At 72.3% G+C, this 23,085-nt stretch carries 14 protein-coding genes, 2 pseudogenes and 1 riboswitch; of the genes and pseudogenes, 11 read left to right on the top strand and 5 right to left on the bottom strand.

Features of this window, described 5'->3' with window-relative positions:
• Positions 1-55 precede the first annotated feature (55 nt).
• The 3 genes from ACH4SI_RS02350 to ACH4SI_RS02360 all read left to right on the top strand — a co-directional run bounded on the left by ACH4SI_RS02350 (position 56) and on the right by ACH4SI_RS02360 (position 4,493).
• Complete coding sequence (locus tag ACH4SI_RS02350; RefSeq protein WP_398291597.1) at positions 56-991, top strand: EamA family transporter; 936 nt, start codon at positions 56-58, stop codon at positions 989-991.
• 16 nt (positions 992-1,007) lie between these two features.
• Positions 1,008-1,235: riboswitch (cobalamin riboswitch) on the top strand.
• A gap of 27 nt (positions 1,236-1,262) precedes the next feature.
• Positions 1,263-2,363: a HoxN/HupN/NixA family nickel/cobalt transporter gene (locus tag ACH4SI_RS02355; RefSeq protein ID WP_398291599.1), complete on the top strand. Its 1,101-nt coding sequence runs from the start codon at positions 1,263-1,265 to the stop codon at positions 2,361-2,363.
• Between the two features lie 153 nt (positions 2,364-2,516).
• A complete protein-coding gene (locus tag ACH4SI_RS02360; RefSeq protein WP_398291601.1) occupies positions 2,517-4,493 on the top strand; it encodes an aconitate hydratase in 1,977 nt (658 codons plus the stop codon).
• A 208-nt stretch (positions 4,494-4,701) separates the two neighbouring features.
• Here the strand turns inward: ACH4SI_RS02360 and ACH4SI_RS02365 are convergent, their stop codons facing one another.
• Both ACH4SI_RS02365 and ACH4SI_RS02370 read right to left on the bottom strand, forming a co-directional pair.
• The gene (locus ACH4SI_RS02365) at positions 4,702-5,388 is read right to left on the bottom strand and encodes a GAF and ANTAR domain-containing protein (protein ID WP_398291603.1); all 687 of its coding nucleotides are present in this window, start codon (positions 5,386-5,388) and stop codon (positions 4,702-4,704) included.
• A 40-nt stretch (positions 5,389-5,428) separates the two neighbouring features.
• Complete coding sequence (locus ACH4SI_RS02370) at positions 5,429-6,556, bottom strand: aconitase family protein (protein ID WP_398291605.1); 1,128 nt, start codon at positions 6,554-6,556, stop codon at positions 5,429-5,431.
• 220 nt (positions 6,557-6,776) lie between these two features.
• On the opposite strand from ACH4SI_RS02370, the gene ACH4SI_RS02375 reads away from it, so the two are divergent.
• The 3 genes from ACH4SI_RS02375 to ACH4SI_RS02385 are packed head-to-tail and all read left to right on the top strand — an operon-like array spanning position 6,777 to position 10,969.
• The gene (locus tag ACH4SI_RS02375; RefSeq protein WP_398291607.1) at positions 6,777-9,179 is read left to right on the top strand and encodes a glycoside hydrolase family 44 protein; all 2,403 of its coding nucleotides are present in this window, start codon (positions 6,777-6,779) and stop codon (positions 9,177-9,179) included.
• Positions 9,176-10,297 (top strand): arabinogalactan endo-beta-1,4-galactanase, encoded by a 1,122-nt coding sequence (locus tag ACH4SI_RS02380; RefSeq protein ID WP_398291609.1) that lies wholly within the window; start codon positions 9,176-9,178, stop codon positions 10,295-10,297. The genes ACH4SI_RS02375 and ACH4SI_RS02380 overlap by 4 nt, the downstream gene beginning before the upstream one ends.
• Before the next feature lie 45 nt (positions 10,298-10,342).
• Positions 10,343-10,969 (top strand): alpha-ketoglutarate-dependent dioxygenase AlkB, encoded by a 627-nt coding sequence (locus ACH4SI_RS02385; RefSeq protein WP_398291611.1) that lies wholly within the window; start codon positions 10,343-10,345, stop codon positions 10,967-10,969.
• An 8-nt stretch (positions 10,970-10,977) separates the two neighbouring features.
• Here the strand turns inward: ACH4SI_RS02385 and ACH4SI_RS02390 are convergent, their stop codons facing one another.
• Positions 10,978-11,418 (bottom strand): Lrp/AsnC family transcriptional regulator, encoded by a 441-nt coding sequence (locus ACH4SI_RS02390; protein WP_398291613.1) that lies wholly within the window; start codon positions 11,416-11,418, stop codon positions 10,978-10,980.
• A gap of 80 nt (positions 11,419-11,498) precedes the next feature.
• Here ACH4SI_RS02390 and ACH4SI_RS02395 point away from each other — a divergent pair, with 80 nt between their 5' ends.
• Complete coding sequence (locus tag ACH4SI_RS02395; RefSeq protein ID WP_398291615.1) at positions 11,499-12,245, top strand: AzlC family ABC transporter permease; 747 nt, start codon at positions 11,499-11,501, stop codon at positions 12,243-12,245.
• Positions 12,238-12,564: a branched-chain amino acid transporter permease gene (locus tag ACH4SI_RS02400; protein WP_398291617.1), complete on the top strand. Its 327-nt coding sequence runs from the start codon at positions 12,238-12,240 to the stop codon at positions 12,562-12,564. Before ACH4SI_RS02395 ends, ACH4SI_RS02400 begins: the two co-directional genes overlap by 8 nt.
• Before the next feature lie 21 nt (positions 12,565-12,585).
• Here ACH4SI_RS02400 and ACH4SI_RS02405 read toward each other — a convergent pair whose 3' ends face one another.
• Positions 12,586-13,347 carry an SDR family oxidoreductase gene (locus tag ACH4SI_RS02405; RefSeq protein ID WP_398291619.1) on the bottom strand — a complete coding sequence of 254 codons (762 nt, stop codon included), beginning with the start codon at positions 13,345-13,347 and terminating at the stop codon, positions 12,586-12,588.
• Complete coding sequence (locus tag ACH4SI_RS02410) at positions 13,344-13,970, bottom strand: TetR/AcrR family transcriptional regulator (protein ID WP_398291621.1); 627 nt, start codon at positions 13,968-13,970, stop codon at positions 13,344-13,346. Before ACH4SI_RS02410 ends, ACH4SI_RS02405 begins: the two co-directional genes overlap by 4 nt.
• 136 nt (positions 13,971-14,106) lie before the next feature.
• Here ACH4SI_RS02410 and ACH4SI_RS02415 point away from each other — a divergent pair.
• The 3 genes and pseudogenes from ACH4SI_RS02415 to ACH4SI_RS02425 form a co-directional block, all read left to right on the top strand.
• A pseudogene (locus ACH4SI_RS02415) lies at positions 14,107-15,050 on the top strand (amidohydrolase family protein); the annotation flags it as partial.
• Positions 15,011-15,518, top strand: a pseudogene (locus ACH4SI_RS02420) (isochorismatase family protein); the annotation flags it as partial. The pseudogenes ACH4SI_RS02415 and ACH4SI_RS02420, both read left to right, overlap by 40 nt.
• Positions 15,519-16,138: 620 nt before the next feature.
• Complete coding sequence (locus ACH4SI_RS02425) at positions 16,139-23,083, top strand: SDR family oxidoreductase (RefSeq protein ID WP_398291623.1); 6,945 nt, start codon at positions 16,139-16,141, stop codon at positions 23,081-23,083.
• Positions 23,084-23,085: the final 2 nt, after the last annotated feature.

Raw genomic sequence — 23,085 nt, forward strand, 5'->3', positions numbered from 1 at the left:
AGGTGCCACGCTCAACGCATTATGTGCAACGGTCGCACGACCCCACGATCGGCTCATGGACGCAGCCCACGCCACCGCTTCCGCCCCCGCGCGGGAAACCACGATGCCACCCCGCACCGGTCCGGACCTGCCGGATTCCTCGGACCGGAAACCGGCCGGGCGGCGGCCGCCGGCCGGTGTGCTCACCATGGCCGGCAGCGGCCTGTCCAACCAGACCGGGGCCGCGATCGGCTCCCTCGCCTTCCCCGTGCTCGGTGCCACCGGCGTCGTCGCGGTACGCCAGTACGTCGCGGCCCTCGTCCTGCTGGCCGTCGGCCGCCCCCGCCTGCGGTCCTTCACCAAGCAGCAGTGGTGGCCGGTGCTGCTGCTGGCCCTGGTCTTCGGCGCCATGAACCTGTCCCTCTACAGCGCCATCGACCGCATCGGCCTCGGACTGGCGGTGACCCTGGAATTCCTCGGCCCGCTCACCATCGCCCTGTCCGCCTCCCACCGCCGCACGGACGCGTGCTGTGCGCTGGTCGCCCTGGCGGGCGTCGTCACCCTGATGCGCCCTCAGCCCTCCACCGACTACCTGGGCCTCGGCCTCGGGTTGCTGGCCGCCGCCTGCTGGGCGTCGTACATCCTGCTCAACCGCACCGTCGGCCGCCGCGTCCCCGGCGCGCAGGGGTCGGCGGCGGCCGCCGCGGTCTCCGCCCTGCTGTTCCTGCCCGTCGGCATCGTCATCGCCGTCCAGCACCCGCCGACCCCGGGGGCGGCCGGTTACGCCATCGCCGCCGGGGTCCTCTCCTCCGCCGTGCCCTACCTCGCCGACCTGTTCACCCTGCGCCGCGTCCCCGCCCAGACCTTCGGGCTGTTCATGAGCGTCAACCCGGTCCTCGCCGCCATTGTCGGCTGGATCATCCTCGGCCAGACCCTGGGGTGGACCGAGTGGGCGAGCATCGGTGCCATCGTGGCGGCCAACGCGCTCAGCATCCTCACCTCACGGGCCTGAGGACTGTATGAAGTGCCACTTGCCGGATTTGCGGGGCGACATCTATGGTTGCCGCGCCGTGGTGTTCGGGAAGCCGGTGTGAAACCGGAGCGGCCCTCGCCACTGTGATCGGGGAGTTACCGTCCCGTTCCGCGGCCTGGGGGCCAGGTCGCGGAGCCACTGGCCGCCACGGCGCGGCCGGGAAGGCAGGGGCGGTCGCGTCGACCCGTCAGCCAGGAGACCGGCCGCGGCATCTCACGAAGTGATCCACGAGGTGCTGGAGCGTGACCGCATGACCCTGCCCACCGCACTGCGCTGGCGGCGCGAGGACACCGTCCGGACCGCCGGGCTCCTGGCGGTGATCGTCGCCCTGCACGCCGTCGCCTTCGGCCTGCTCTTCCTCGTCGTCGCGCCCCAGCACTACGAGGTCGGCGCCAAGACGTTCGGGGTCGGCCTCGGGATCACCGCGTACACCCTGGGCATGCGGCACGCCTTCGACGCCGACCACATCGCCGCCATCGACAACACCACCCGCAAGCTGATGGCCGACGGCAAGCGGCCGGTCTCGGTGGGCTTCTGGTTCGCGCTCGGCCACTCCAGCGTCGTGGTCGTCCTGGCCGCGCTGGTCGCCGGCGGTACGCAGCTGGCGGGCACCCTGGTGAACGAGAAGTCCGGCACCCACCAGGTCCTCGGTGTCATCGGCACCACGGTGTCGGGGACCTTCCTCTACCTCATCGCCGCGCTCAACCTGGTCGCCCTGCTCGGCATCCTGCGGGTCTTCCGGGCGATGCGTGCCGGGCGGTTCGACGAGACGGAGCTGGAGGCGCACCTGGACTCGCGCGGCTTCATGAACCGGTTCCTGGGACGCTTCACGAAGTCCATCACCCGGCCCGGCCAGATGTTCCCGCTCGGCTTCCTCTTCGGGCTCGGGTTCGACACCGCCACCGAGGTCACGCTGATGGTGATGGCCGGGAGCGGCGCCGCCGCGGGGCTGCCCTGGTACGCCGTCCTGTGCCTGCCGCTGCTCTTCGCCGCCGGGATGAGCCTGTTCGACACCCTCGACGGCACCTTCATGAACTTCGCCTACCACTGGGCGTTCTCCAACCCGGTCCGCAAGGTGTTCTACAACCTGGCCATCACCGGTCTGTCGATCGCGGTGGCCTTCTTCATCGGCACCATCGAGCTGGTCGGCGTCCTCCACGACAAGCTCGCCCTGCGGGACTCCGTCACCGGCTGGATCTCCGACCTGAACCTGGACAACGTCGGATACATCATCGTCGGTCTCTTCGTCGTGGTGTGGGCCGCGGCGCTGGCCTACTGGCGGATCGCCAAGGTCGAACAGCGCTGGACCGTCCGCACCGCCCCGGCCACCGCGGACGGAGAGGGCGGCTGACACCGGCCGAACCGGCTGACACCGCTCCCGGGTCCGGGCGCCCGTCCGGGTGACAGTGCCGGGGCGGGCCCGGAATGGCCGCCGCGGAACGGGAACCCGCATGGTGGCGCCCGGACCGTCCGGCCGCGCCGCACCGGGAAGGCGGTACCCGCTATGGCTCTGTCCCATGGCCACGCACACGGCACCGTGACGCAGCGGCTGATCGCCGACCACCTCGTGTCCGGCCGCATGGAGCCGGGGGAGGAGATCGCGCTGCGCGTCGACCAGACGCTCACCCAGGACGCCACCGGCACCCTGGTGATGCAGGAGCTGGAGGCGCTGGCGCTGGACCGGGTCCGGACGCAGGTCAGCGTCCAGTACGTCGACCACAACATCCTCCAGGCCGACGAGCGCAACGCCGAGGACCACCTCTTTCTGCGCTCGGCCGCCCGCCGCTTCGGCCTGTGGTTCTCCAAGCCCGGCAACGGCGTCTCCCACCCGACCCACATGCAGCACTTCGGCGCGCCCGGCAGAACACTCGCCGGGTCCGACTCGCACACCTGCGCGGGCGGCTCCCTGGGCATGCTGGCGATCGGCACCGGCGGCCTGGAAGTCGCCCTCGCCATGGCCGGACGGCCGCTCCACCTCACCATGCCGAAGATCTGGGGCATCCGGCTGACCGGGGAACTGCCGCCGTGGGTGAGCGCCAAGGACGTCATCCTGGAGATGCTGCGCCGTCACGGGGTGCAGGGCGGCGTCCACCGCGTGCTGGAATACCACGGGCCGGGCCTTGCCTCCCTCACCGCCATGGACCGGCACGTCATCGCGAACATGGGGGCGGAACTCGGCGCCACCACCACCGTCTTCCCCTCCGACGACGCGGTGCGCGCCTTCCTGGAGGGGGTGGGGCGGGGCGAGGACTTCGTGGAGATCGTCGCGGACGAGGACGCCCGTTACGACCTCGACGAGGAGATCGACCTGTCGTCCCTGGAACCGCTGATCGCGCGGCCCACCTCCCCGGGAAACGTCGTACCGGTCCGGGAGGCCGCCGGGGAGCCCGTCGGGCAGGCGGTCCTCGGCTCCTCCGCCAACCCCGGGTTCCGCGACTTCGCCGTACCGGCGGCCATGGTGGCGGGGCGACAGACGGCGCCCGAGGTGAGCTTCGACATCAACCCGACGTCCCGCGAAATCCTCCAGGACCTGACGCGTTCGGGCGCCACGTTCGACCTGATCGCCGCCGGTGGCCGCATCCACCAGTCGGGGTGCCTCGGCTGCATCGGCATGGGCCAGGCCCCCGCGGCGGGGCGCAATTCGCTGCGCACGTTCCCGCGCAACTTCCCCGGCCGCTCCGGCACCGAGGACGACGCGGTGTGGCTGTGTTCGCCGGAGACCGCCACGGCCTCCGCGCTGACCGGCGTCATCACGGATCCGCGCGACTGGGCCGACCGGCTGTCGGCAAAGCCGCCCGCGCCGGACGCCCCCGAACCGCCGTCGGTCAACGACGCCATGCTGGAGCCACCACTGCCGCCGGACGAGGCACACCGCGTCCGGCTGCGGCGCGGCCCCAACATCTCCGCCCTGCCCGAGCTGGATCCGCTGCCGGACACCCTCGAAGGGCCGGTCCTCCTCAAGGCGGGTGATGACGTCTCGACCGACGAAATCTCCCCGGCCGGGGCGAAGGCCCTGCCCTACCGGTCCAACATTCCGAAGCTGGCCGAGTTCACCCTGACCCGGCTCGACCCCGACTACCCCCGCCGTGCCGCGTCGGTCCGGGAGGACACCGGGCACTTCATCGTCGCCGGGGAGAACTACGGCCAGGGCTCCTCCCGCGAACACGCCGCCATCACCCCGCGCTACCTGGGGCTACGGGCGGTCATCGCCAAGTCGTACGCCCGCATCCACTGGCAGAACCTCGCCAACTTCGGCGTCCTCGCCCTCGAATTCGACGATCCCGGCGACTACGAGCGCATCCGGGCCGACGACCGGCTGCACCTGCCGGATCTGCACCAGGCCCTCGCCCGGACGGACGATCCGACGCTCCGCGTACGCAATACCACCCGGAACGAGGAATACCCGCTGCGCCACCGGCTCTCCCCGCGGCAGTGCGAGGCGGTTCTCGCGGGCGGCATCATCCCGGCCCTGGCCCGCTGACCGTCCGTCGCCCGCCGGTCGGCTCGTGCTCACCGACCCGCCGTCATCGGGCCCTGCGCCCACGCATACGGGCCGGGGCGGCGGGTACTCGCGGCGCACGCTGTCGGTGAGTCCCCCGGGGGAACGCGATGGCCAGGCTCTTCCGGTCCAGAATGCGGGCCGGTGGAGCCGCCCTGCGGCGGCGTCGACGAGACACCCCCTGGGGCGGTCAGTCGTCGATGCCGCCGCTCTCACAGACCTGCCGGGCGATGTCCCGCAGCTTGATGTTGCGCTCCTGGGACACGCGCCGCAGCACGTTGAAGGCGTCGTCCTCACTGATCTTGAGGCGTTCCATGAGGATGCCCATGGCCTCGCCGATGGTGTGCCGGGTGGAGAGCGCCTGCTGGAGCTGGTCGGCGGTGCGGGCGCTGGAGAACGCGACCGCGGCGTGCGAGGCCAGCAGCCAGCCGGCCATCTCGCTGCCCTTGGTGAAGACGCCCGTACTCCGCGAGTACAGGTTCAGCGAACCGAATTCCTGCTCCCTCGTGTAGAGCAGGAATCCCATCATGCTTCCGATGCCCAGCGTGCCGGCCCGGTCCCTGAACTCGGGCCACCTCTCCTGCGGCTCGGAGAAGTCCTTGATCCGGTAGGCGGGCTCACTGCGGAAAGCGGCGTCGAAGCACGGGCCCTCGCCGGTCCGCTCCTGCAGCTGATCGGAGCGGACCACCAGCCCGTCGGTCGGGGCCAGGGTCTCCACCCGCTTGCCGTGCAGAACCAGGATCCCGGCCGCGTCGCAGCCCTCGACGATCTCCACGGCGCATTCCGTGATCCGCTCCAGCGTCCCGTCCACCGAGTCCTGCGCCAGCAGGTCCCGCGCCATCCCGGCCATCTGCTCCGCGAAGCTCTCCCAGTCCATGCACACCGTCTCTCTCCGACGTCATCTGCCCGCAGGGCCATCATGGGCCCTGGAGGGAGCGGCGGACCACGTAGGGCAGGATTCCGCCGTGGCGCAGGTGGTCGAGTTGCTGCCGGGATAGAATCCGCAGCCGCAGTTCCGCCGTGGTGGAGCGGCCGTCGTTCCCCTGGAGGCGCAGGATCACCCGGTTGGTGCCGACGCGCAGTTGGCCGAGCCCTTCGAACGTGAGGTCCTCTTCCCCGGTGAACGCGTGTGCCGCCGCGCTGTCGCCCTCGGGGAACTCCAGCGGCAGCACGCCCATGCCGACCAGGTCGTCGCCCGCCTCGCGGTAGGTGGGCGCGGCGTCGTACACGGGCAGGACCCGGGCGCGGTCGGCCGTGTACGCGTGGGCGCCCGCCCCGGACTGCGTGCCGGGCAGCAGGTTGGTCACCGCCGGGTTGGTGAAGGCGCCGCGCAGCATGACCTCGTGGTTGCTGCGGCGGGTGGAGTACTGGTTGCGGTCGCGGCGGGCGACGTGACGTTCGGCCGGCCAGTGGCCCGCCGCGCTGTCGGCGGGATCCGGCCCGCGGGGGAGATGTGGTCGGTGGTCACATCGTCGCCGAGGCGCAGCAGCACCTTCGCCCGGCCCAGGGTGACGCGGTCCGGGGCGGTGGCCGCCAGGCCGGTCAGATGCGGTGGCCGGCGGACGTAACGTCGACCCGGGGCTCCAGGGGAAGCGGGTGCTGCCCAGGGGGTCGTGGTCGAAGTCGTGCAGGATCGAACCGGCCAGGGCGTAGGCCACGACCAGGGGCGCGGAGGCCAGAGAGGAGAGGGCGGTGCGGGGGTTGACCCGCCCGGCGAAGTTGCGGTTGCCGGACGGGACGGCGACGGGCTCGATCGCGCGGTGTTCGGCGAGGCGTTCCATCGCCGGGTGCAGCGGCCCGGAGTTGCCGATGCAGGTCATGCAGCCGAAGCCGACGATGTGGAAGCCGGTCCGCTCCAGGGCGGGCAGCAGCCCGGCCGCGCGCAGATACTCCTCGACGACCCGTGAGCCGGGGGAGAGGGACGTCTTCACCCAGGGCTCGGCGCTCAGCCCGGCCTCGACGGCCCGCTCCGCGAGCAGCCCCGCCTGCACCATGAGCGCCGGGTCGGCGGTCTGGGTGCAGCTGGTGATCGCCGCGATGGCCACCGCGCCCGATTCACCGACATCGACGGGTTCCGGCCCGACGTCCGGGGCGGCGGCTGAGCCGACGGCCCCTCACGCCGCCCGGTGCGGCCGGTTCGGTCGAGACTGTTGACACTCCTGCGGGGTTCGCTGACCATGCGCAAGGTGGGAGCGCTCCCATCTCTCCCTGTCCGTCGTTCTGTCCCTGTCGTCAGCACGGCCGTTGAGAAGGAGACCCACGCGCATGACTCCGAGAGCCGCGTCGGCGGCCGTGGTGCTGCTGGTGGCCGCCGCCTGCCTGGCCGGTCCCCACCAGGCGAGCGCGTTACCGGACGGGGGAGCGGCGCCCGCCGCCGCTTCCGCCGCGGACGGGCCCGCCCTCAGCGTCGACACCACCACCGGCCGCAAGGCGATCGACCCGCACATCTACGGGATCAACTTCGCCGACGAGGCGCTGGCCAAGGAGCTGCGCCTGCCGGTCCGGCGGTGGGGCGGCAATGCCACCACCCGCTACAACTACAAGTTGGACGCGTACAACGCGGGCGCCGACTGGTACTACGAGAACCTCTACTACGAGAACGGCACCGCCAATCTGCCGGACGGCTCGGAAGCCGACAAGTTCGTCGAGCAGAACCGCCGCACCGGCACCGACACCGTGCTGACCGTGCCGATGAGCGGCTGGACGACAGCGGCGCGCAACGCCGCCTGCGGCTTCAGCATCGCCAAGTACGGCCCCCAGAAGGCGAACGACGCCCAGTGGCGCCCGGACTGCGGCAACGGTGTGAAGGCCGACGGCACCAACGTCACCGGCAACGACCCGGCGGAAACCAGCATCCCGGCGGGCCCGGAGTTCACCAAGGGCTGGGTGCGGTACCTGAACCAGACCTACGGCACCGCGGACGACGGCGGTGTCCGCTTCTACAACCTCGACAACGAGCCCGACCTGTGGTCGAGCACCCACCGCGACGTCCACCCGCAGGGCACGGGCTACGACGAGATGCGCGACAGCACGTACGCCACCGCCGCCGCCGTCAAGGACGCCGACCCGGGGGCGAAGACCCTCGGCCCGGTCGGCTGGGGCTTCAACTCCCTGATCTACTCCGGTCTCGACCAGAAGACCTGCAACGAAAAGGGCGGCGACTGCTGGTCCAACCCGCCGGACCGGGCGGCCCACGGCGGGCAGCTGTTCGCCCCCTGGTACCTCCAGCAGATGAAGGCGTACGAGCAGAGCCACGGCCGCCGCGTCCTGGACTACTTCGACGAGCACATCTACCCCCAGCAGAGCGGCGTGTTCGGCGACGGTGTGGACGCGGCCACCCAGGAGCTGCGGCTGCGCTCCACACGGCAGCTGTGGGATCCGAGTTACGTGGACGAGAGCTGGATCAACCAGCCCGTCCAGTTCATCCCGCGCATGCGCTCCCTGGTCGACGAGAACTATCCGGGCACCAAGCTCGCCATCACCGAGTACAACTGGGGCGCGCTGGACCATATCAACGGGGCCCTCGCCCAGGCCGATGTGCTCGGCATCTTCGGTCGGGAGGGGCTGGACCTCGCCACGCTGTGGGACCCGCCCACGTCGAACGAGCCCGGCGCGTTCGCCTTCCGGATGTTCCGCAACTACGACGGCAACGGCGGCTCCTTCGGCGACACCTCGGTCCGCGCCGCCAGCGCCGACCAGGACAAGCTCGCGGTCTACGCGGCCGAGCGCAGCAGCGACAAGGCGCTGACCGTGCTCGTCGTCAACAAGACCACCGGTGATCTGACCGCCCCGGTCTCCGTCACCGGCAGCACCGCGCCGGGCGGCTCGGCGCAGGTCTACCGGTACGGCCAGGACGACGTCACCGCCATCAAGCACCTGGCCGACCAGCCGCTGACCGACGGCGTTTTCACCGCCACCTTCCCGGCCTACTCCCTCACCGAGTACGTCCTGCCCGCCGGATCCTCCGAGGCGAAGCCGCCCACCGCTCCCGGCACCCCGGCCGCCACCGCCGTCGTCTCCGACCGGGCCACCCTCACCTGGGGCGCGTCCACCGCCGGTTCGTCCCCGGTGGCGAGCTACCAGGTGTACTCCGGGGACACCACGGGTGCCCCCGTCGCCACGGTCGACGCCCCCGCCACGAGCGCCACCGTCACCGGACTGTCCCCGGCCACCGCCTACACGTTCCGCGTCGTGGCCAAGGACACCGCAGGCCGCAGCTCCCCGCCATCGGCCCCGGTGCGGGTCACCACCGCCGAGGCCCCGGCGTCCACGTGCACGGTCGGCTACGCGGTGGGCAACGACTGGGGCAGCGGCTTCACGGCCACCGTCACCCTCACCAACAAGGGCCCCACCGTGAACGGCTGGCAGCTCGGCTTCTCCTTCCCCGGCAACCAGAAGGTGACCAACGGCTGGAACGGCACCTGGCGCCAGAACGCCACCGCGGTCACCGTCAAGGACGCGGGCTGGAACGCCACCCTGGCCACCGGCGGCTCCACCACGATCGGCTTCAACGGCGCCTACACCGGCAGCAACCCCGCACCACGGGACTTCACCCTGAACGGCAAGCCGTGCACCGCACCCGGCACGGCCGCCGCCGCACACATCGCGGCCCCGGCCGGCCACGCACCCGGCGCGGACGCGGTGCCGGGCCGGAGGAGGACGCGGTGACCGTGTACGCATGCGGACGCGCGCTCAGGGCCGCCCTGCTCGCCACCGTGCTCGCCCTGGCGGCGGCCCTGCTCTCCGTGCCCGCCAAGGCGTCCGCCGTGAACGCGCTCAGTATGCGCGGCGCCGACGTGTCGACGGCGCAGCGGGCCCTCGATCTCGGCGCCACGTACTACGACGCCAACGGCAAGGCCGCGGACCCGCTCGACATCCTCAAGGGCGCCGGGGTGAACTACGTCCGCCTGCGGGTCTGGAACAACCCCGCCAGCGGCTACAACAACAAGGCCAAGGTGCTGGCATACGCGAGGACGGTCAAGGCCAAGGGCCTCAAGCTCCTGGTCGACTTCCACTACTCGGACACCTGGGCCGACCCGGGCAACCAGCGCAAGCCCGCCGCCTGGGCGAGCCACGGCATCGGCCGGCTGCAGACCGACGTCTACAACTACACCTACGACGTGTGCAACAGTCTCAAGGCCCAGGGCACGACGCCGGACAGCGTGCAGATCGGCAACGAGATCAACGTCGGCATGCTGTGGAACGACGGCAAGGTGGTCGACAACGACTTCACCAACCTCAGCCTCCTGCTCAAGGCGGGCGCAGACGCCACCAAGGCGTGCAGCGGCGCCACCCAGGTGATCATCCACACCGCGAACGCGGACAGCGACGCGCATGCGCGCTGGTTCTACGACGGGATCAAGGCGAAGGGCGTCAGCTGGGACATCACCGGGCTGTCGTACTACTGCATGTGGCACGGCTCGCTGTCGAACCTCTCCAACGTGGTGGCCGACATGAGGTCGCGGTACGGCAAGGACGTGGTCATCGCCGAGACCGCGTACCCCTTCACCACGGCCAACGCCGACAGCACCGGCAACTCGGTCACCTCCGGCTGCTCGGGCTATCCGCTCACCTGGACGGGCCAGGCCGCCAACTTCACCGACGTACAGAACACCGCCCGCAACGCCGGTGCGATCGGTGTCTTCTACTGGGAGCCCACCTGGTACGCGGTACCCGGCAACGGCTGGGACCCGGCCGACATCGACAACAGCGGGGACGGCTGGGACAACATGGCCGTCTTCAACTGGACCGGCCACCTCAACCCGACCATCCGGTGGACCTCCTAGCCACGTCATCGCACATCTGATCGATTTCTTGAGTACACTGCCGACATGGGCGTGTATCTCCAGGGCTCGCTCTTCGACCAGGCCGACACCGCCGTCCTCGGCCCGCTGCGCGGGGTGCGCAGGACCGGGCTGCGGGACGGCGCCTGGATCGATCAGCTCACCGGATGGCTGCGGGGAGCGGACGACCTGTTCGTCCGGCTCGCCGCCGACGTCCCCTGGAAGGCCGAGCGGCGGCGGATGTACGACCGCACCGTGGACGTCCCGCGGCTGCTCGCCTTCTACGGCGCCGACGACACCCTGCCCCACCCCGTCCTCACCGAGGCCCGGGACGCGCTCTCCGCGTACTACGCCGCCGAGCTGGGGGAACCGTTCACCACGGCCGGGCTGTGCTACTACCGCGACGGCCGCGACAGTGTGGCCTGGCACGGCGACCGGACCGGCCGTGGCAGCACCGAGGACACCATGGTCGCCATCCTGTCCGTGGGTGCGCCCCGTGATCTGCTGCTCCGTCCCCGGAGCGGCGGGGAGACCGTGCGGCGGCCGCTCGGACACGGCGATCTCATCGTGATGGGCGGATCCTGCCAGCGGACCTGGGAGCACGCCATCCCCAAGACCTCCCGGACCACCGGACCGCGGATCAGCATCCAGTTCCGGCCCACCGGCGTCGGGTGACGCCGTCGCTAGGCGAGCGGCTTGATGGTCTTCATCGTGAAGTGCGACGTGACGTTCTTGACCCGCGGGATGGTCATGACGTGCTGGGTGAGGAACGTCTCGTAGGCGGCCAGATCGGCCACGGCCACGCGCACGAAGAAGTCGGGACTGCCGAACATCCGGCGCAGCTCGATGACCTCCTCGGCCCGCGCCAGGGTCTGCTCCAGGCGTTCGGTGGTCTCCGCGTCCTGGGAGTCGAGGGTGAGATCGAGCAGCACCTCGAAGGACCGCCCCACGGCGGCGGCGTCGATGACGGCCCGGTAGCCGCGGATGACGCCGTCGGCCTCCAGCCGCTGGACCCGCCGCAGACACGGCCCCGTAGTGAGTCCCACCCGGCGGGCCAGCTCGACGTTGGTCAGCCGCCCGTCGCGCTCCAGCTCGGCAATGATTGCTCGGTCCATGGCATCCATGGCGCAAACATTGCACGGCCACGGGTGCGCCCGGCAATATTTGCAACCACATGGCGCGCGTTCCACGAGATCATGGGCAGGTGCGACACGACGTTCTCATCCAGACGACAGCGCTGGAGCCCCCCGCCATCCGGAAGCAACGCATCGTCGCGGGGGTGCGCGACTCCTTCTCCGCGGGGCTCGGGATCTTCCCGCTGGGCATCGCGCTCGGCCTGCTGGTCATCCAGGCCGGGCTGCCGTGGTGGCTCGCCCCCGCGCTGTCCCTGTCCGCGTTCGCCGGATCCCTGGAACTGCTGCTGGTGGGCATGGTGGCCACCGTCACGCCCCTGGCCTCGGTCGCGCTGACCGTCCTGGTGGTCAACTTCCGGCATGTGTTCTACGCGTTCTCGTTCCCTCTCCACCTGGTCAGGAACCCGTTCGCGAAGGCGTACGCCGTCTACGCCATGATCGACGAGGCATACGCCGTCAGCGCCTCCCTGCCCGAGGCGGAACGCTCCGCACCCCGCCTGCTGGCGATGCAGATCGCCTGCGAGATCTACTGGGTCGGCGGCGGCCTGCTCGGTGTCGCCCTGGCGGCGGCCCTGCCCGGGCCGATCAAGGGGCTGGAGTTCGCGCTGTGCGCCCTGTTCACCACGCTCACTCTGGACGCGTTCCGCTCACGCCATCAGGTCCCCTCCGTCCTGCTGGCCGGGGTCAGTGTGACGGTGGCGCTCCTTCTCGCCCCGGGCGTCGCCCTGTTCACCGCGCTGCTGTTGTTCGTCGCCCTGCTGCTGGCCCGCCACGTGTTCACCGCCCGCCACCCTGCCGAGGAGACCGCCGATGCCTAGCACTTCGTACCTGGTCGCCGTCCTCGCGATCGTGTTCACGATCACCCTCGCGCTGCGGGCCGTGCCCTTCGCGGTGCTGCGCACCCTGCGCGGCTCGCCGATCGTGCGGCATCTGTCGGCGTGGATGCCGGTGGGCATCCTCGCGATCCTCGCGGTGACCGCCCTGCGCGGCAGCGTCGCCGCCGCACCGCACACGACGCCGTACGCGCTGCTCGCCGTGGCCGCCACCGTGGGCGTCCACCTCGCCTTCGGTCGCCGCACGATCCTGAGCGTCGGCATCGGCACCGCCGTCTACGTGGCCCTTGTCAACGCCCTCTGAGCCGCGCGGGGTTGCCCAGCCCTAGACCGTCTTCAGCTGCCCGCCGTCGACGACCAGATCGGCTCCGTTGACGGCCCGGGTGCGGCCGGAGGCGAGCATCCGCACCACCTCGGCCACCTCGTCCGGCTCGGTGAGCCGGCCGGTGGTCAGCCCGGCGGCACCGGGGAACGCCTCCAGGAACTCGTCCAGCGTCTTGCCGGAGGCGGCCGCCAGGCCCGCTCCGAACCCGTCGGAGTCCAGCCAGGCGGGCGTGCGCGTCGGCCCGGGGGAGACGGTGTTCACCCGGACACCCTTCGGCCCGAGCTCCATCGACAGCGCCTTGCTGAGATTCGTGAGCGCCGCCTTCGCCGCGCCGTAGTCCACCGTCGGGGGCTGCGGACCGCGCGCCCGGGCGGAGGACACGTTGATGACGGCGCCCTGACGCTCCGTCAGGGACGGCAGGGCGGCGCGGATGGTGCGGACGACGCCGAAGAAGTTCAGCTCGAAGGTGTGCTGCCACTCGGTGTCGTCGATGGCCGCGAAGCCGTCGGTCCTCGGGGAGAACGCGCCGACGTTGTTGACCAGGACGTCGATCCCGCCCAGCTCCGCCTGAGCCTGCCTGATCAGCTCCGCCGGACCCTCGGGGGTGGCCAGGTCGACGGCCACCGTCGAAGAGGCGGCCTCCTTCAGCTCCGGCGTGATGGTGCGGGCGGCGCCGGTGACACGTATGCCGTCCGCTTCGAGCGCGCGGGTCACGGCCAGTCCGATGCCCTTGCTCGCGCCGGTCACCACAGCGGTCTTCATGGGGTGGCTCCTTGCCTGTTGCCTGTTCGGCCTGTTGCCTGTTCGGGGAGTGCTTCAAGCGCCGCGTCGATGACCGACGCGAGCAGATTCCGGTCCGGCAGCGAGATGCTCATCACGCGGAGTCCCTGCACCATCGTGGTGAGGAACGTGGCGATGCTCTCCACGTCCGCCTCGTACGGGATCTGGCCTGCCGCCCGGGCGCTGTGCAGGGCCGAGGCGAAGGCCGACCGGGTCGCGTTGATCGCGTCCTGGGCGATGCGGGCCGCCGTCGGGTCCTGCGCCGCCCGTTCCACGATCGCGCCCACGAGGAGACAGCCCGGGCGGTCCCGTTCGGTCAGCGAGTCGTCGACCCGCTCCAGCAACAGGTCCCGTACCGCCTGCCGGATCGGCACCTGACGGGACAGCTGATCCCGCAGATGGCGGTTGACGACATCGACGTAGTGGCGCAGCGACCGTTCGTACACCTCCTGCTTGCTGCCGAAGGCCGCGTAGAGCGAGCCGCGCCCCAGGTCGGTCACCTCGCACAGGTCGGCGACCGAGGTCGCCTCGTAACCCTTCGCCCAGAACAACTGCATGATCTTGAGCAAAGCCTCGTCTTCCGCGAAGCCGCGCTGTCTCGTCATGCCTCGCAACCTAAATCTTCGTGGACCGATCGGTCAATAAACAGGGGTGGCTTTGATGTGCTTTGACTGTTATCTTGGCGAGACGCGCGCCATCTTTGTGGACCGATCGGTCAGGCTGGGCTGGTCGTGCAGCGCGGGCGACGGGGAGGCGTGGCTGCGGCTCAATGGCGCGGGCGAGAACCTGACCTGGGTCGCGGCCGACTTCGAGAGCTTCGCGCAGCCCCGCCCACAGCTCACCGGCGACTACGAGGCCGCGTTCGAGAAGGCCGTGCGCCTGCTCATGGAGAACGGCTGGGGCTTCCGGCTGCACGCCACCTGCGACGAGACCATCCGGCGCGATCTCGCCGTCTTCGAAAAGCTCGCCGCGGAGGGCCTGTTCCCGGGCGGGAGCCGATGGCTTTTCGACCGCGCGGAAACCGTCTCCCCGGAGAGCCTCGACCGCATCGCGGCGCTCGGCGGGGCGCTGTCCATGCAGAACCGGCTGTCGTTCCAGGGCGAGGCGTACGTGCGGCGGTACGGCGCCGGAGCCGCGGCCGAGGCGCCGCCCCTGCGGACCATGCTCGGCCGGGGGGGGGCGTCGGCGCCGGAACCGATGCCGCCCGGGTGTCCTCGTACAACCCGTGAGCCGCCCCGCACTGGCTGGTCTCCGGCCGTTCGGTGGGCGACCTCGCCCTGCGTCCCCCGCAGAACCGGGTCGGCCGCGAGACCGCGCTCACGATGTACACCCGGTCCGGGGCGCGACTGACCGGCGAGGAGGGCGCCAAGGGCGTGCTGCGGCCGGGCTTCTACGGCGATCTGGCGATCCTGTCCGACGACTGCTTCGCCGTGCCCGAGCAGGACATCCCGCGCATCGAATCGGTGCTGACGATCGTCGGTGGCCGCATCGTGCACGCCGCCGCCGAGTACCAGGGCCTGGACGAATACCTCCCGGCCGTCAGCCCGGAGTGGAGCCCGGTGGCGCGCTTCGGCGGCTCTCAGGCCACCGGTGCCCGCCAGGCAGAGCTGCTGGGAGAGGCGGTCGCCGAGTCGGAGCTGCACCGGCAGTGGCGGCCAAGGTGTTCGACGTTCCCGTCGTGCTGAGCACCGTCGCCGCCGAGTCCTTCTCGCGCCCGCTCCTCCCGTCGCTCGCGGACGTCTTCCCCGACCAGAAGGTCATCGACCGCACCTCGATGAACGCCTGGGAGGACGTGGCGTTCGTCGAGGCCGTCAAGGCGACCGGCCGCAGGAAGCTCGTCATCTCCGGGCTGTGGACCGAGGTGTGCCTCGCCCTGCCCGTGCTGTCCGCCATCGCCCAGGGCTACGAGGCGTACGTGGTCACCGACGCGTCCGGCGGCGTCACCCCGCAGGCCCACGAGCACGCCGTCCAGCGCATGGTGCAGGCCGGTGCCGCCCCCGGTCGCCTGGGTGCAGGTCCTGCTGGAACCGCAGCGCGACTGGGCCCGCACGGCGATGTACTGCCCGGTCACGGATGTGGTGAAGGAGCACGCGGGCGCCTACGGCCTCGGGGTGCTCGCCCAGTCCATGCTCGGCGAACACGCCGCCGGCTGAGCGGCCCCCTTCGGACCGATGGCGGCCCTGGCGCCGCCGTCGGTGTGGCCGTCGGTGTTGACGACCCGCCGAGGAGCGGACCTTGAGGATGCGCACGCCGCCCGGCCCCTCCGCCGCCCACCGGCTCTCCTCCGGCGACGCCGTCTGGGCCCGGCGGTCCGGACCGGGCAACTGAGCGGTTGCGTCCGCGGACTGATTCCGGCCGCACTTTCCGGCGACGCGCCGCGTGTGCACGGAATTCAGAATCCGGAATATGCCCCGCCGATTGGGTTCGATCGGCATGCGCGAACGGTTTACCCGGCGGGAGCCCCGCTGGGTAAATGGTGTATTCGAGGGGCACAAGGGACGTCGGTGGCACGCTCTCTTCCGTCCCGGCTTACGAAAGGTACATCAATATTTAACGAAGGAAGAGAAGGGCGCCGCCGTGATTGACCTCCCCGCCCTTGGCGAGATCCAGCCCGTCCTGGCAGGTACGGCGCTCGCAACTTGTTGACGGCTCAGTAACCGAATCGCTAATTTCGCCTCCGCGTCGTTCTGTGTAAAAGGCGCAAGCCGTACGTTAGACGTGCATGCCAGAATTATCTCCCTTTCGCGGCTCTAGCGATTTATCCGGAGAAAACATGCTATCCGTTGCGTATCCTGGCGATCTTGTTATAGGCGTCACTCCGTTCGGGGAACCGGACCCCCGACTCGCCGCGGCGGTCAGCCGCGCGGGTGGTCTCGGCGTCCTCGACCTGGGAACGACGCGCCGCACAGCCCTGGACGCGTGGGAACGCGTCAACGAGTGGGTGCCGGACGGGCGTTACGGGGTGCGCGTGACGCCGAGGTGCCCCCTCACGCCCGCGGATCTGCGGTACGCGGCACCACCGGACACCGGACCCCCGGGGGACGCTGGCGGGCCCGGGCCGCACACCGTGGTCCTCGGCACCGGTGCGCCCTGGCCCCTCGATGCCGTCGCCGCCCACCATCGCGTACTGGTCGAGGTCACCGACCTGGACCAGGCACTCGCGGCGGTCCGGTCCGGGGCGCACGGGCTCATCGCCCGGGGCAGTGAATGCGGCGGGCCGGTCGGCGAACTGAGCACCTTCGTCCTGCTCCAGCGACTCCTGGCCGAGCCCGAGGTGTCCGTGCCGGTATGGGCCTGGGGTGGCATCGGCCCGCGTACCGCCGCCGCGGCGGTCATCGGGGGCGCGGCCGGGGTCGTCCTGGACACGCAGCTGGCGCTGCTCGCCGAATCGGGGCTCGCCGAGGACCGGGCCGCGATGCTCCGGCCGATGGACGGTTCGGAGACCACCGTCGTCGACGGGCATCGCGCGCTGCGCCCGCGAACGCGCGCCCCGCACGCCGGGCCGCCCCTGCCGGTGGGTCAGGACGGGTTCCTTGCCGCGAGCTTCGCCGCTCGTTGGCGGGACGTCGGCCGGGCCGTGAGGGGCGTGGCCGACGCCATCCGGGGCACCGTACGGAACGTCGTACGGGACGCAGCGCACGAGGCCGCCGTCCGGCTGCCCGTCGCGCAGGGCCCGATGACGCGCGTCAGCGACCAGGCGGGGTTCGCCTCCGCCGTCGCGGCGGACGGCGCGCTGCCGTTCATCGCGCTCGCCCTCGCCGGACGCGACCAGGCGCGCACCCTGCTGGAGGAGGCCGCGGCCGCGCTGACCGGGCGCCCGTGGGGGGTGGGCGTTCTCGGCTTCGCCCCGGAGGAGATCAGAAGCGCCCAGCTGGAGGCCGTGCGGGAGATCCGCCCGAGCCACGCCATCATCGCGGGCGGACGGCCGTCACAGGCCGCGGCGCTGGAGCGGGACGGCATCACCACCTATCTGCATGTGCCCTCGCCCGGACTGCTGCGGCAGTTCCTGCAGGGCGGGGCGCGGCGGTTCGTCTTCGAGGGCTCCGAGTGCGGCGGCCATGTGGGTCCGCGTGCGAGCTTCCCGCTGTGGGAGGCCCAGATCGCGGTCATCGAGGACTTCCTCGACGACCCCGCGCACCAGGCCGACGCCGCGGGCATCGAGGTCTACTTCGCCGGTGGGGTGCACGACGAGCGGTCCGCGGCAATGGTGGCCGCGCTCGCCGCCCCGCTGACCCGGCGCGGCGTCGCCGCGGGGCTGCTGATGGGCACCGCGTACCTGTTCACCGAGGAGGCGGTCGCGCACGGCGCCGTGCGCCCCCTCTTCCAGCGCCAGGTGCTGGCCGCCGAGCGCACCGCGCTGCTGGAAACCGCCCCCGGCCACGCCACGCGCTGTGTGCCGAGCCCCTTCACCGACGATTATCGCGCCCTCAAGGAGCGGCTGCGGGACGAGGGAACCCCCGGCCGGGAGCTGTGGGAGCGGCTGGAGAGACTGAACGTGGGGCGGCTGCGCATCGCCAGCAAGGGCCTGGAACGCGGCCCCGACGGCAGCCTCACCGAGGCCGACGAGCAACGCCAGCTCTCCGACGGCATGTTCATGGCCGGCCAGGTCGCGGTGCTGCGCTCGGCCACCACCACCATCGCCGCGCTGCACCACGCGGTGGGCCCGGCCGCGGCGGACTTCCTCACCGCGAGAGCCGGGGCGCTGTGCGCGCCGCTGGGCGTGGACGCGGCCCCCGCGACAGCACCGGCGCCCGCGCCGCTGGACGTGGCCGTGGTCGGGATGGCCTGCATGTTCCCGCAGGCGCCCGACCTCGCCTCGTTCTGGGCCAATGTGGTGGGCGGCGTGGACGCCATCACCGAGGTGCCCGCCGAGCGCTGGGACCCCGCCGTCCACTACACGGGCGACGAGGACGGCGCCTCCGCCTCCCGCTGGGGCGGCTTCCTGCCGCGCATCCCCTTCGACCCGCTGCGCTACGGCATCCCCCCGGCCTCCCTCGGCAGCATCGAACCCGTCCAGCTGCTGGCCCTGGAAGCCGCCCGCCGGGCCCTGGACGACGCCGGGTACGGCGACCCCGGCGAGGGCGGCCGGGCCTTCGACCGCTCGCGCACGTCCGTCGTGTTCGGCGCCGAGGCGGGGAGCGACCTGTCCCACGCGCAGACCCTGCGCGCCGTCCTGCCGTCGTACTTCCGCGAGGTGCCGGAGACCCTGGCCGAGCAGCTGCCCAGGCTCACCGAGGACTCGTTCCCCGGCATGCTCGCCAACGTCATCTCCGGCCGGATCGCCAACCGGCTCGACCTCGGCGGCGCCAACTACACCGTGGACGCGGCGTGTGCGTCCTCGCTCGCCGCCGTCGACGTCGCCTGCAAGGAACTGACCGCCGGCACGAGCGACATCGTCCTGTGCGGCGGCGCCGACCTGCACAACGGCATCAACGACTACGTGCTCTTCTCCTCCGTGCACGCCCTGTCCCCGACCGGCCGCTCCCGGGCGTTCGACGCGTCGGCCGACGGCATCGCGCTCGGCGAGGGCGTGGCCTGCGTCGTCCTCAAGCGGCTGGCCGACGCCGAACGCGACGGCGACCGGGTCTACGGCGTCATCAAGGGCGTCGGCTCCTCCAGCGACGGCCGTTCGCTCGGGCTGACCGCCCCGCGCCCCGAGGGCCAGCGGGCCGCGCTGGAGCGGGCCTACGCGAGCGCCGGGATCTCCCCGGCCGAGGTCGGCCTGGTCGAGGCGCACGGCACCGGTACGGCGGTGGGCGACCGTACCGAACTCACCGTCCTCACCGAGGTGTTCGCCGAGGCCGGGGCGGCCCCCGGCGGCTGCGCGCTCGGCTCCGTCAAGTCCCAGATCGGGCACACCAAATGCGCCGCCGGGCTGGCCGGGCTCGTCAAGACCGCGCTGGCGCTGCACACGGGCGTCAAGCCGCCGACGCTGCACCTGACACGGCCGGGCCCGGCGTGGGACGCGGAGCGCGGCCCCTTCGTGTTTCACACCGAGGCACGGCCATGGGCCACGGCGCCCGCGGACCGGGTGGCCGGGGTCAGCGCGTTCGGCTTCGGCGGTACCAACTTCCATGTGGTGCTCGCGGCACACGGAAAGGGAGCGCCACCACCCGCGCACACGCTCGACGCCTGGCCCTGCGAACTCTTCCTCTTCCGCGGGGCGGACCGGGCGGCGGCGCTGCGCGCGGTCGAGGAGACGCTGCGGCAGACCGAGGCCAACGACGTGGCGGGGCGGCCCTGGCGGCTGCGCGACCTCGCGCTGGCCGCCTCGCGGCGGGCCGACACCGGCCACGAACCGGTGCGGGTGGCGGTGGTGGCCGCGGACCTGGACGACCTGGCCGAGCGGTTACGGCGGGTGCTCGCGGGCGACGTGTCCCTCGCCGGGCCGCCGAGACCGGGCGGGCGGGACGACGGACTGTATCTCGCCCCGGACACCGAACCCGACGAGCCCGTGGGGAAGGTGGCGTTCCTCTTCCCCGGGCAGGGCAGCCAGCGGCCCGGGATGTTCGCGGACGCGTTCGTGGCCTTCCCCGAACTGCGGCGGCATCTGCTCCACGGCTCCGGCTACGCCGGTGTGCTGTACCCCCCGGCCGCCTTCGACGAGGCCGGGAAGGCGGCGCAGCACGCCGCCCTCACCGACACCCGGGTGGCCCAGCCCGCCCTGGGCATCGTGGGGCTCGCCGCCCACGCCCTGCTCACCTCGGCCGGAGTACGGCCCGACATGGCGGCCGGGCACAGTTTCGGCGAGCTGGTCGCGCTGTGCGCCGCGGGCGCCCTCGACCCGCGCGCCCTGCCCCGGCTCAGCGCCGAGCGGGCGGCCGCCATCCTCGACGCCGCCGAGGCCGCCGGACACGAACCGGGCACCATGGCCGCCGTGACCGCTCCGCCCGGCACCGTAGAGCGGCTGCTGCGGGAGGCCGGGCTCGCCGAGCACGTGGTGGCCGCCAACCACAACGCACCGCGGCAGACCGCGATATCCGGTCCCGAGCGGGAGGTGGCGGAGGCGGTCACGCTGCTGCGGGAGGCCGGGCACACGGTCCGCCGTCTCCCGGTGGCCTGCGCCTTCCACAGCCCGCTGGTCGCCGGGGCCGGGCCGCGCTTCGCCGAGGCGCTGGCCGAACACCCAGTGGCAGAAACGGAGTTTCCGGTCTGGGCCAACCGCACCGCAGCCCCGCACGGCGCAGAACCGGACGCCATCCGTGCCGAACTCGCCGCCCAGATCGGCGCCCCGGTCCGCTTCCAGGAACAGATCGAGGCCATGTACGCGGCGGGCGCCCGGATCTTCGTCGAGGCCGGTCCTGGCACCGTGCTGACCCGGCTGGTGGCGGAGATCCTGGGCGACCGACCGCACCGTACCGTCGCCTGCGACGCCCGACGGGGCCGCACCGAGGGGCGACGAGGTGGCTTCGAGGGACCGCGCGGCTTCCTCGACGCCCTCGCCCAGCTGGCCGTCGCCGGGGTCCCGGTGCGTACGGGATGGCTGTTCCGCGGCCGTGACGCCGTGGACGCGGCGTCCACCGCACCGCCGAAGCGGCCGGGATGGACGGTCGACGGACAACTGGTCCGCACCGCGGACGGTGACCTTCTCCCCGGTGCGCTGGCACCGGCCCGACGTGTCGTGGAGGCGACGGTGAGCCAGACGGACCGCAAGGGCGATGACGGCTACGGGGACCGGGATGCCCTGATCGCCGAATACCTGAGAACGAGCCGGGAGATGATCGCCGCGCAACGCGACGTCCTCCTCACGTACTTCGGCGGCGCGGCGGGGGAGCGACCCACGGCGCCGCCCCCAGTTGCCACCGCACCCCTGCCTATGGCCGCCCCGGCCACCGCGTTGCCCGTGGCGGCGGAGCCCGCGGCGGCCGGTCCCGCACCGGCCGTCGTCGAACCGGCCGCGCCCCCAGCCGCCACCGCGCCCGCCACCGGCCCCGATGTCCTGCGCGCGGTCTCCGAGATCATCAGCGAACGCACCGGCTACCCCGTCGACATGATCGAACCCGATCTCGACCTCGAAGCCGACCTCAGCATCGACTCCATCAAGCGCGCCGAGATCGCCGGTGAGCTGGCCCGGCGCCTCGGCATCGCGGGCGCCGGAACCGCCGCGCTGGGCGACGAGGAGCTGGAGGAGCTGGCCAAGGCCCGTACGACGGCGGCCGTCACCGACTGGCTCACCGCGCGTCTCGCACCCGCCGCCGCACAGGCCGAACCCGTGGTCGAACCCGCCGCCGTGCCGGGCGTGGCACCCCGGCGGATGCGGCTGGTGCCCGTACCCCTGGACGAGTCCGAGGGCGCCGGGCCCACCGACCTCACCGGCAAGCGCTTCGCCCTGCTCGGCGGGGACACGGGCGGGGTGGCCGACGCGGTCGCCGCCCGGCTGGCCGGGCACGGCGCCGAGGCCATGCCCTTCGCCGCGGGCCATCTGCTCGCCGACGAGGACGGCCCGATGGACGGTGTCCTGCTGCTCGACCCGCTGGCCGGGGCCGGTGCACCCCTGTTGCCGCAGGCGTTCGCCGTGCTCCAGGCGGCGCTGCGGCGCGGTCCGCGGTGGCTGCTGGCCGTGCGTACCGCCGATCCGCTCGACCCGCGCCCGGCCGGGCTGCGCGGGGTGTTCCGTACGGTGGCCAGGGAGTATCCGGACACGGCCGCCACCCTGGTGGAGCTGGCCGCCGACGCGCCGGTGTCCGCCGACGACGTGGCCGGCGCACTGCTCGACGAGCTGTCCGCCACCGGCCGTGCGCCCGTCGTTCTGCGTAACCCCGACGGACGGCGCCACCGGCTGGATCTGGCGCAGGCCCCGCTCGGGCCGCTCGCCGCCTCGGGCGCCGGGCCCGCCGGGGACGGCGCGGCGGAGGCCGCCGCGCTCGGTCTTGACCGCGACTCCGTGGTGGTCCTGGTCGGTGGGGCGCGCGGCATCACCGCCCGGTGCGCCCTCGCCCTCGCGTCCGCCGCCCGCTGCCGGATCGAACTGCTCGGCCGTACGCCGGAACCCACCGGCCCGGAGGACCCGGACACCGCCGCGGCCCGCGACGAGACGGCGCTGCGCGCGGCGCTCGCCGCCCGGGGCGGCACGACCCCCTCCGCGATCGAGCGGGAGGTCGCCCGGATCCTCGCGGGCCGCGAAGTCGCCGCGACAGTGGCTGAGTTGAGCGCCCTGGGCAGCCGGGTGCGCTACCGCTCGGTGGACGTCCGGGACGACGCGGCGCTGCTCCAGGCCGTGAAGCAGATCCACGCCGACCACGGGCGGCTGGACGGCGCCGTGTACGCGGCCGGTGTCATCGAGGACCGGATGATCGCGGAGAAGTCCGCCGAGTCCTTCGGGCGGGTCTTCGGCACCAAGGTGGACGGCGCGCGGACCCTGCTGGACGCACTCGCCGAACTGCCCGAACCCCCGGCGTTCACGGTGCTGTTCGGCAGCATCTCCGCCGCCCTCGGCAACCGCGGCCAGGTGGACTACGCGGCCGCCAACGACGCGCTGGAAACCCTCGGCGCGCGGTGGCGGGCCCGCACCGGCCGGCGGGCGCTGACCGTGCACTGGGGGCCGTGGGCCCCGACCGGCGCCCACGGCGGGATGGTCACCCCGGAACTCGGCCGGGAGTACGCCCGGCGCGGCATCTCGCTCATCGACCCCGAAGAGGGCGCGCTGGCGCTGCTGCGCGAGCTGGCCTGGGGCGAGGACCCGGACCAGGCCGTCGTCTACACCGCCTCGGGCTGGTGACC

The organism is Streptomyces sp. NPDC021212 (assembly GCF_044332925.1).
In the GTDB taxonomy this organism is placed as follows: Bacteria; Actinomycetota; Actinomycetes; order Streptomycetales; family Streptomycetaceae; genus Streptomyces.